The sequence below is a fragment of the Deltaproteobacteria bacterium genome, from assembly GCA_011773515.1.
Lineage (GTDB): Bacteria > Desulfobacterota > Deferrimicrobia > J040 > J040 > WVXK01.
The window spans coordinates 79,625-87,891 of the sequence record WVXK01000078.1; the positions used below are offsets into that span (position 1 = coordinate 79,625).

Annotated in this window: 6 protein-coding genes and 1 pseudogene; 2 read left to right on the top strand and 5 right to left on the bottom strand. The window is 53.9% G+C overall.

Annotated elements, in window-relative coordinates; genetic code table 11:
* Positions 1-242 precede the first annotated feature (242 nt).
* Positions 243-2,453, top strand: a complete 2,211-nt coding sequence (locus tag GTN70_09330) for an HD domain-containing protein (GenBank protein ID NIO17185.1) — start codon at positions 243-245, stop codon at positions 2,451-2,453.
* Positions 2,454-2,481: 28 nt separating this feature from the next.
* Here the strand turns inward: GTN70_09330 and GTN70_09335 are convergent, their stop codons facing one another.
* Positions 2,482-3,237: a hypothetical protein gene (locus GTN70_09335; GenBank protein NIO17186.1), complete on the bottom strand. Its 756-nt coding sequence runs from the start codon at positions 3,235-3,237 to the stop codon at positions 2,482-2,484.
* Between the two features lie 98 nt (positions 3,238-3,335).
* Here GTN70_09335 and GTN70_09340 point away from each other — a divergent pair, with 98 nt between their 5' ends.
* Positions 3,336-4,553 carry a CoA transferase gene (locus GTN70_09340; GenBank protein ID NIO17187.1) on the top strand — a complete coding sequence of 406 codons (1,218 nt, stop codon included), beginning with the start codon at positions 3,336-3,338 and terminating at the stop codon, positions 4,551-4,553.
* Positions 4,554-4,629: 76 nt separating this feature from the next.
* On the opposite strand, the pseudogene GTN70_09345 reads toward GTN70_09340, so the two are convergent.
* The 4 genes and pseudogenes from GTN70_09345 to GTN70_09360 all read right to left on the bottom strand — a co-directional run.
* Positions 4,630-4,713, bottom strand: a pseudogene (locus tag GTN70_09345) (histone).
* Positions 4,714-5,060: 347 nt separating this feature from the next.
* Entirely contained in the window at positions 5,061-5,234 is a 174-nt protein-coding gene (locus GTN70_09350) for a hypothetical protein (GenBank protein NIO17188.1), read from the bottom strand.
* Positions 5,235-5,475: 241 nt separating this feature from the next.
* Positions 5,476-6,171: a hypothetical protein gene (locus GTN70_09355; GenBank protein ID NIO17189.1), complete on the bottom strand. Its 696-nt coding sequence runs from the start codon at positions 6,169-6,171 to the stop codon at positions 5,476-5,478.
* A 54-nt stretch (positions 6,172-6,225) separates the two neighbouring features.
* A partial coding sequence (locus tag GTN70_09360; protein NIO17190.1) for a hypothetical protein occupies positions 6,226-8,267 on the bottom strand: 2,042 nt, incomplete at its 5' end.

Below are 8,267 nucleotides of genomic sequence, written 5' to 3' on the forward strand. Positions count from 1 at the left end.
GCACGATCCTTTTTATTTCGGGAGCCGCAGAGTTCGCCGCCTCCCTGCTCTTCGTCTTCATCATGGTCTCCTGTATTGTAAGCAGATCCGGTTAGGGCATCCCCATCACTCACTTTTGTCTCCCGGCCCACCTTTCCGATCGGAAACGAAGTCATCTCATTGCCCCCTGCGATAAAAGCCTTGTGTTCCCCCCGGTATGGTTATAATCTTAATGGCTAAGAACAGAAGTGGTATGGGGATTGATGAAGGGAAGGCTACATTCCGACAGGGCTTTGCTAGCACTGGTGCTTTTCTCTGTAATCCTTTCCGCCTCTTTCCTTTTTTTCGTGATGTACAAGATCGGGGAGAATAGCATCGTCACCCCGTATCTTGCGTACCTCGAGGAGTCTTCCCACAGGCTGAGTGACCTGGTTGCCGACGCGATTGACGAGCAAGTTTCTGCATTCTGGAAAGATTTCGGTCAAACGATCCCCGGCCCGGGCGAATTCGAGTCCGTTGAGAATAAAACTATCGAGGGGGGCAGTTATTACCCCCTCGTGCTCGTAGAACTCTTTGACGGTTCCGGGAACCTCCGGGGGCGGTGGTTCGATTCCGACGGGGGTGACGGGTTTCCCGCTGATCTCCTGAAAAATTATCCCCTGGGAAAACCCTTTCCTGATGTGCTTTCGCGCAGAGGAAAGGTATACGTGGTGTTCCAGCGGAATCTTCAAAAAGAATCAGGCGGGATGGGGATAAGGGGGGTTGCAGCGCTGGAGGGAGCACCGTTTCTCTCCTCCCTCAAGGCAAGGCCCGAATCGTTGGTTTTCGTTACGGAAGGCCGTTTTTTCCCCATCATGGAGGTGACCGGACAGCGGAACTGCCTGTCCTGCCATCCGGAGAAACCTGCTGGAGGCTCTTTCCCCGTTCCCCACCGGGGATTCATAAAGGGGAGGGGGCTTTTTCTCTCCGGCAGCGTAAAGGGATCTCGATTCGCAATCCAACCCGTGGCTCTGGGAGAAAAGGACGATTCCTATCTCCTCATCGGGTTTCCCTCTGAAGAGACGATCACGTCACTGAACGCCTTCAGGCGGTTGCTATTGCCCACGTGGCTGCTCCTCTGCGTCGTGGTAGCGCTGGGGACCCTGATTCTCTACCGCCGGCTGAAGGACCCGGAAAGGCGCCCTGCTTCAGAGGCGACAGATCTTCATGTCGGCCCGCGCGTCAGCGGGTGGAGAGAAAGTCTTCCACGGAAGCCGGTTCTCCGCAAGGGTGCGGGGGAGGCCGGCTCCCCCCCCTCTGTCCCGGCAGAGGCCGAAATGGATACCGCATGTCAGGGGGACCGTGAAATGGGCGATTACCGGAACTTACGGGAAAAAGCCCTTACGAAGATAAAGGAGCTCAGCGGGTTTTTGAGCGCGGTGAACAGAATTACCTATCCGGAGAGGCTCGGCGAAACGATCGTCTGGAACATGATGAATATCATTCCCGGCGAACTCATTCTCCTCGCCGTAGCGGGAACTGCGGGTCCGGGAGGGGAGTACGATGTGTTCTGCGCGCAGAGATTCAGAAAAGATTCAGTGGCGGAGATGTTCATAAAGAAGATGCAGCGGGAGTTTCCATCCTATGTGAAAAACGTTATCCACACGAGGGTTGTCGACGTGGAGAGGGACTCCTTTTTTGCACGGTATGGCGTGTACAAACACGGCCTGAAAAAGGGGCTCCTTTTGCCTGTCGAGATAAGGGGGGTCATACTCGGGGTCCTGGCGATTTTCAGGCGGGGAGAAGACTCCTTCCCATCCTTTGACATCGAGCTTGCATCGGTCCTGGCCGGACACCTCGGGACGGTTGTCGAAAACGCAAAGCTCCATGAGGAGGTAAAGACAAACTACTTCAACACGCTCAGATCCCTTATCAGCTCCATCGAGGAGAAGGACAGGTACAGGAGGGGCCATTCTGAGAGGGTTGCAGATATTGCCCTTTCGATGGCGGACAGAGCGGGACTGTCGAAGCGCAGAAGGAACATCCTCTTTCAGTCGGCAATCCTTCATGATATCGGGAAGATATCGATAAGCCCGGCCATACTGGGAAAGAGAGGAAGGCTCAGCGACGAAGAGATGCGCCTGGTTCGGCAGCATCCCGTTATCGGCTACCGGATAATTGAGCCCCTGAGCTTTTTGAAAGAAGTGAAGGCGTGTATCAGTGAGCACCATGAACGGTGCGATGGGAAGGGTTACCCGAGCGGCCTAAGCAGGGAAGGCCTGACACTCGAGGGACGCATCCTGGCTGTAGCTGACGCCTTTGATTCCATGATATCAGAGAGGCCTTACCGCAAAGCGATGACCGACCGGGAAGCCATTTCCGAGTTGCAAAGGAACGCAGGAGGGCAGTTCGACCCCGGTGTGGTTGAGCTGTTCGTTTCCGTTTACCGGGAAAAAGAGGCCGGGAAACTATCTTCCCCGCCGCAGAGGGGGTAAATTCCCCTTACATGCGAAACGCCCCGTGTCATTCAACCAGGGGCGTGTCGGGGATGAACTTCCTGAAACCGGATCCTCCCGCTTCGTTTATGTAATAGTATCTCCGGTTCTCCTTCCACATGGGAAGGCAGACGAGCATCGTGTCCCGCTCGTTTTCATCCACGGTGATCACCTTTTCCACGTGATAATGACCGATGATGACCGTGTCGTACCCTTTTTTCGTGGCATGCGATGTAAAGGTTCGGCCCTCGTCCTCCGGGAAGTTGTAGCGGAACCGGGGGTTTGTTTTCTTCAGTTTTCCCTCGAGGTTTCTTGCCAGTGGCAGTGCGATTCCTGCCGGTATGGCCGAAAAAAGTGAGTAGGCAACGCTGTTTTTTGATAAGGATTTCCAGAACCGGTACTGGATGTCGTGCCTGTTCACCGTGTCTCCGTGGAGGAGAAGGATCTTTTTCCCGCCGATTTGCACCGCGAGTTCTCTTTCCGCGATATTTTTGAAGTATTTTTCCACCCACGAGCCGACGAGGAAAAAATCCCTGTTTCCCTCTATGTAGTGGACAGCCAGCCCCCTCTCGGAGAGGGATGCAATTTCGGCGATGACCTTTTCCTGGAAGGGAAAGGTGAGGGTTTTTTTCCCAAACCAGAGATCGAAAATATCACCGAGGAGGAACACCTCGACTCCCTGCCGCCAGGCGTTTCTCATGAGGGAATGGAAAGCTTCCGTGTCCTCATCCAAGTCGTTCAGGTGAGCGTCTGATAAAAATATGGAGGCTTTCGCTTTTATCATTTAGCCGACCCTTGATTCTAATTTGCACAGGTTATATCTTAAAATGTTAAAAATTCAGTATCAATAGATACTCTCGCTATTTTCAGATGGAGGCAGATATGGAGGGATTACTCGATGGCGTGGTGGTGCTCGACCTTTCGCTGCAATTGCCGGGGCCCTTCTGTTCACTTCTCATGGCCGATTATGGTGCCGAAGTTATCAAGGTCGATGAGCCCTTCCCGAGAAAGAGAATAACCTTCGGCGACTCACAGGGACCCGGCGTTACGCCGGGAGAGATATACCTGAACAGAAACAAGAAGAGCCTCACCCTGAACCTGAAGTCCGAAGAGGGAAGGGAGATATTCTACAGGCTCTCGGAAAACACCGATGTCGTGCTGGAAGGATTCAGGCCCGGCGTTTCGGAGAGGCTCGGCGTGCACTACGAACGGCTGGCGGAGATAAACCCCCGTATCGTCTACTGCTCGATTTCGGGATTCGGGCAGACGGGGCCCCGGAGGGGCCAGGCGGCACACGATATAAATTACATCTCCCTTGCCGGGCTTCTCGGGGTCTGCGGGGAAAAGGGGGGAGCTCCCGTTATCCCCCCCGTCCAGATTGCCGATCTGGGTGGCGGTGCCTTCCAGGCACTCTCGGGAATCCTCATGGCCCTATTAGCGAGGGAGAGGACGGGAAAGGGAACGTACGTGGACGTGTCGATGTTTGACGGTGTCATCTCGTGGCTTTCCATCCATGCCGCGCTTTTTTTGCTGACGAATGAGATACCTCAAAGGGGTGAGATGCCGCTAACCGGCCTCTTTCCGGGATACAACACATACCGGTGCCTCGACGGAAAATATCTGAGCGTGGGGGCCCTCGAGGATTGGTTTTTCGACAGGCTCTGCGAGATCCTTGGCAGGCCTGATCTTGCGGGAAGTGCCACTCTGTTCGACCCCGATGGGAGGATCGCGGGTGAGCTGCAGAAAGAGTTTGAAAAGAAAAAAAGGGAGGACTGGGAAAAAATCTTCGAGGGGGAGGACGTGTGCGTTACCCCTGTTCACGATTTCAAGGAGGCTTTCGAAGACCCCCAGACCCGGGCGAGGGAAATGGTCCTGGACCTTGAACATCCCGGCTTCGGGGCCCACAGGCAACCCGGCTTTCCCATAAAATTTTCCGATTTTTCCGGAAAAATAAGAATGCGGGCACCCTACCTGGGAGAGCACAACAGGGAAATCCTGCGAGGTATCGGTTACGGGGAAAACGACATAGAAAAACTCATCAGGGAGAGGGTAATTCGGGATTTTCCGTCTTCCCAATCTCATACGGAAGGGGAGAGTTGAGAACACCCCCTCCCCCCCTTGATTTTGCTTTTGGGTAGATGTAGATATCCAAAAAGAGGTAGAATCAGGTCCTGCTCTACTTTTTTCTCGCCGCTTTTTTGGCTGCCGGTTTTTTGGCTGCCGCTTTTTTTGGAGCCGCCTTTTTTGCCGGGGCCTTTTTGGTTTTATTCTCGCACTCGGCGCACTTTTTACCCTTCGGTCTCGACTTCAGCGCTTTCCAGCCTTTGTTCGTCTTTACGTTTTTAGGGACTTTAGAACACGCCGTCGTCGTGTGATAGGTTGCGCTTCCGATTTTCTGGAAAAAAGCCATTTACGCCTCCTTTGAGAAGTTTTTTTTAACATAGCAAGAAAATTCAATGGAAACAATATTTTTTGTGCGCCGGCAGGGCCATTGTTGCCTTTTTCGGATCAATGAACAGTGAATTCGCGAAATCAATGGTTTTTTGCGAAATTTCTCTTATTGCCCAATCGGTTCTGCAAAATGTTTTGCGCCTCCGCATATCTTTTTCATTCAGTGTCTGAGTTTTTGAGGGAATTGTACATATTTTCGTAAATTTTCAGCACTTCCTTGGAAACCTGATCGGGCAGCCGGACAGGGGTCAGCGTTCCCGGAGGAAGATGTGATACCACCGAGTGGGTGAGAATAGCTGCCGTGATTTTCAGCGTCTCTTTTTTTTCCATGGTCTCCTCCCTTTTATTTTTTGATCCATTTTTTCCCAGTTGTTACGCTACCCTGTGACGGTGACGATTGCAAGACCAACCGGTCGATCGTATACACATACCTTGCTGAGAATGCAATCACCATGTGCCGTCTCAAAGGTGAAAGACTCGAGTTTCCACCTTCCACTATCCCGTCTGTTCTTGCCTGTTCAAAAAGCTTGCGTGAAGGGGCGAACCGAAAACCGGGCACAGAATGATCTGGTCAATTCAAAAGGGATACGGTAAAGTCCAGGTCAACCCTGATACCCTTTCCCCGGGAATTCCCCTCCGGGCTCTTTGCAAGGTATCTTCCGGGTATCTTGAAGACCTTCTCCCTGGCATCCCAGATGATCCTGTTGCTGGTAATTTTCTTCCCGGTTTTCAGGTCCTGAAGACAGGCGCGGATCAGCTCGGTTCTCTTTTTTTCGAGATCGATTTGGGCTTCCTCAGACGAGACGGACAAAAGGGGGACCTCACCCCGCATAACTTCCAGGACGAACCCCTTGATGACCCCTCTCGTGATGACGCCGAGTCCACTTCGTGAAACGGCGATTCCCTTCAATGATGAGATGTGCTCATCGAGGGAGAAAGGGTCCCCCCCTTCCGGAGTCGAACCCTCTGAGAGATGATATTCCAGCTTTGCGTTGGTCATGCCGATTTCGTTGAAGGGCTTTATGTTGAAGATGTAAAACCTCCTCGGCTTTACCGAGAGCTCGTCTGCAATTATTCTGCTCACGACCCTGCCGCTTCTGATCGTCGTCGCCGATATACCCTTTATCGATGCTGGGCTTACAAGCCGTGTGCGTTTGCCCGTTTCAGGCGGGAGGGGGTCCCTTTTTAACGCTGCCCACAAAAGCGTCATGATGAAAAGGGCCGACAGGAGCGTGAGCAGGATATTTTTCCTCTTTGATACGTTCATGCCCGGGCACCAAAGAAAAGCGACCCGGCCGCGGGGCGCTTTTGTTCCTATCCACTACTGGAGGATATCAGGGATGCCGTCTCCTCCGCCGGTTATGGTCAGGGTGATAGAGCCGCCAGGTAAAACAGAGTATATGCCGGCTATGTTGCCCGTTGACGGAAAACCGCCGCTTTCGAACTCATCGAAGGTCCCCGCCCAACTGCCGTTCCCGTTGAAGTCGATTATGGCATTCCTCACGAAAGCCCGGGAGGGGAACAAGAGTGAGCCGAAATTATCCATGTCCAGGCTCCTGAAGCTGTACGTACCCGCGAGGTCGGCGTTGCTGAAGACCCCACCCTTCTTCGCCGCGATGGCTATGCTCTGATTGACTGTTGTGTTCGCGGTTTGCTCTGTTGCAACGATGAGGCCCCCGCCTGAGGAAATTCTTCCCGAAAAGTTTTCTCCGGAGGAGGTGACGGTGAGATCCAGGTCGCCTTCTCCACTATTGACCGAATAGGTTCCTTCCACACTGTCTGTTCCAAACGAGCCGTCACTTGTGAGCACTTGCCTGGTTCCCGACCAGCTGCCGAGACCGTCGAAGTTCATGTCGGGGATCGCGGAAATTTCCGATTGCGGACTGGCCGTTGCAAAGTTGTCAAACGACAGCGCCCTGAAACTGTGATTTCCCGTGAGGGAGGCGTTGCCGAATCCGCTTCCTATCTTTACGGCGAATTGAATCTCCAGATCGCTGTCATCTGTGCCGGTTAACGTGAAACTTTCCCCACTGCCCGGGGAAAGGTCCCCCGAGAACACAACGGGGGGTATCGGCGCGTTGTCTCTGGTCGTCACGACGAAGGTGAAAGAGCCGTCATCTTCCACTTGGTACGTTCCCCCTGCAGCCCCGATTTCTGTAACCCCGTCACTTGAGAAGTCGCTGAATGCTCCCAGCCAGGTTCCGTCACCGAGGAAAAATGGAATGAGGGTCATTATCCTGGCTTCTCTCACCGAGAGATCCTGAAAGTTATTCAACGCAAGGCCTACAACCGTGTATGCCCCCGAAAGTGATGCGTTGGTGAATCCGCTCCCCCTCTTCGTGGCGACGGCAATTCCCTGCTCCACCTCCCCGGAGCCAACGCTCTGGCCCCTGCTGAATATGATCACCTCACCGTTCCCGGAGATGTCCCCTTCATAGGTCGTATCGATCCCGGCAAAATCCCGATCCTCGTTCAGGTCTATCTCGGGGCCGAAAACGCCGTTGAAGGTCGGGTCGGGAAAGAGGCCGCTTACCTGGTCCCCGGCAAAGGGCGGGAGGAAATCCCTCAGGTTCAACCCCGCGAAGAACTTGCTCAGGTCAAGGGTAAAGTCGTTCGCCGGGTCCTCGGGCACTTCGTTGTCCAGGACCTTCACCGGGCCTTCAAGCGAGCTTTTGAAATCCAGGATGTCTGCCTTTGCCTCTTCGATCTCTTCCGGTGTTGTGTTTCCAAGGGTTATCAGGTCGTCGGTTTGATCGTCAGTTTCGACCTGGATCCCGTCTATAGCGGCGAGCAGATCATCCGCTGCCTGGCTCAGCTCGCTCTTCGCGGTACTCAGGGGCGAGGCATCAGCCAGGGTGAGGAAGCTGGTATTGCCGGCGAGGAAATTCTCCATGGTGTTTGCAGGATCGTTCAACTCGGCATCGATGTCTGTGTCGAGATCGTAAGCCGACTGAATCAGGGTGGCTGCTATCGCTGTCCCCAGCGCAGATCGCAAGACGAGCACGTCACGGTAGTCGATCTCGGCTGACACCTCTCTCTCACCGGTGTTGAAGGTGACGTTTCTCTCGTAGGATTCCGATACCGGTGCGATGTTATCGATTGCGCCGTTTAGATCACGAAGGACCGCACCCTTCAGAAATTCCTGGACCTGGGCTCCCGTGACCGTGTCATCCGGCAACGAGTCAGGGCACCTTATGGCGTCGATGTTCGATCGAGCCGTATCTTCAGGATCGCATCCGAGCGAGTCCATGATGTCCCCGAGATGGTCGATTTCATCATCAGGATCGCCGTCCGAGTACGTGTCGAACGCAAGGGCCCCCACCCTCGTGACAGCGAAGAAGATTCTCGCCGTGTCGGCATCGT

Excerpts from the sequence above, each read along its gene's own strand:
- GTN70_09355 (NIO17189.1), bottom strand. The coding sequence starts at position 6,171 with ATGAACGTATCAAAGAGGAAAAATATCCTGCTCACGCTCCTGTCGGCC.
- GTN70_09340 (NIO17187.1), top strand. The coding sequence starts at position 3,336 with ATGGAGGGATTACTCGATGGCGTGGTGGTGCTCGACCTTTCGCTGCAA.
- GTN70_09350 (NIO17188.1), bottom strand. The coding sequence starts at position 5,234 with ATGGAAAAAAAAGAGACGCTGAAAATCACGGCAGCTATTCTCACCCAC.
- GTN70_09335 (NIO17186.1), bottom strand. The coding sequence starts at position 3,237 with ATGATAAAAGCGAAAGCCTCCATATTTTTATCAGACGCTCACCTGAAC.
- GTN70_09330 (NIO17185.1), top strand. The coding sequence starts at position 243 with ATGAAGGGAAGGCTACATTCCGACAGGGCTTTGCTAGCACTGGTGCTT.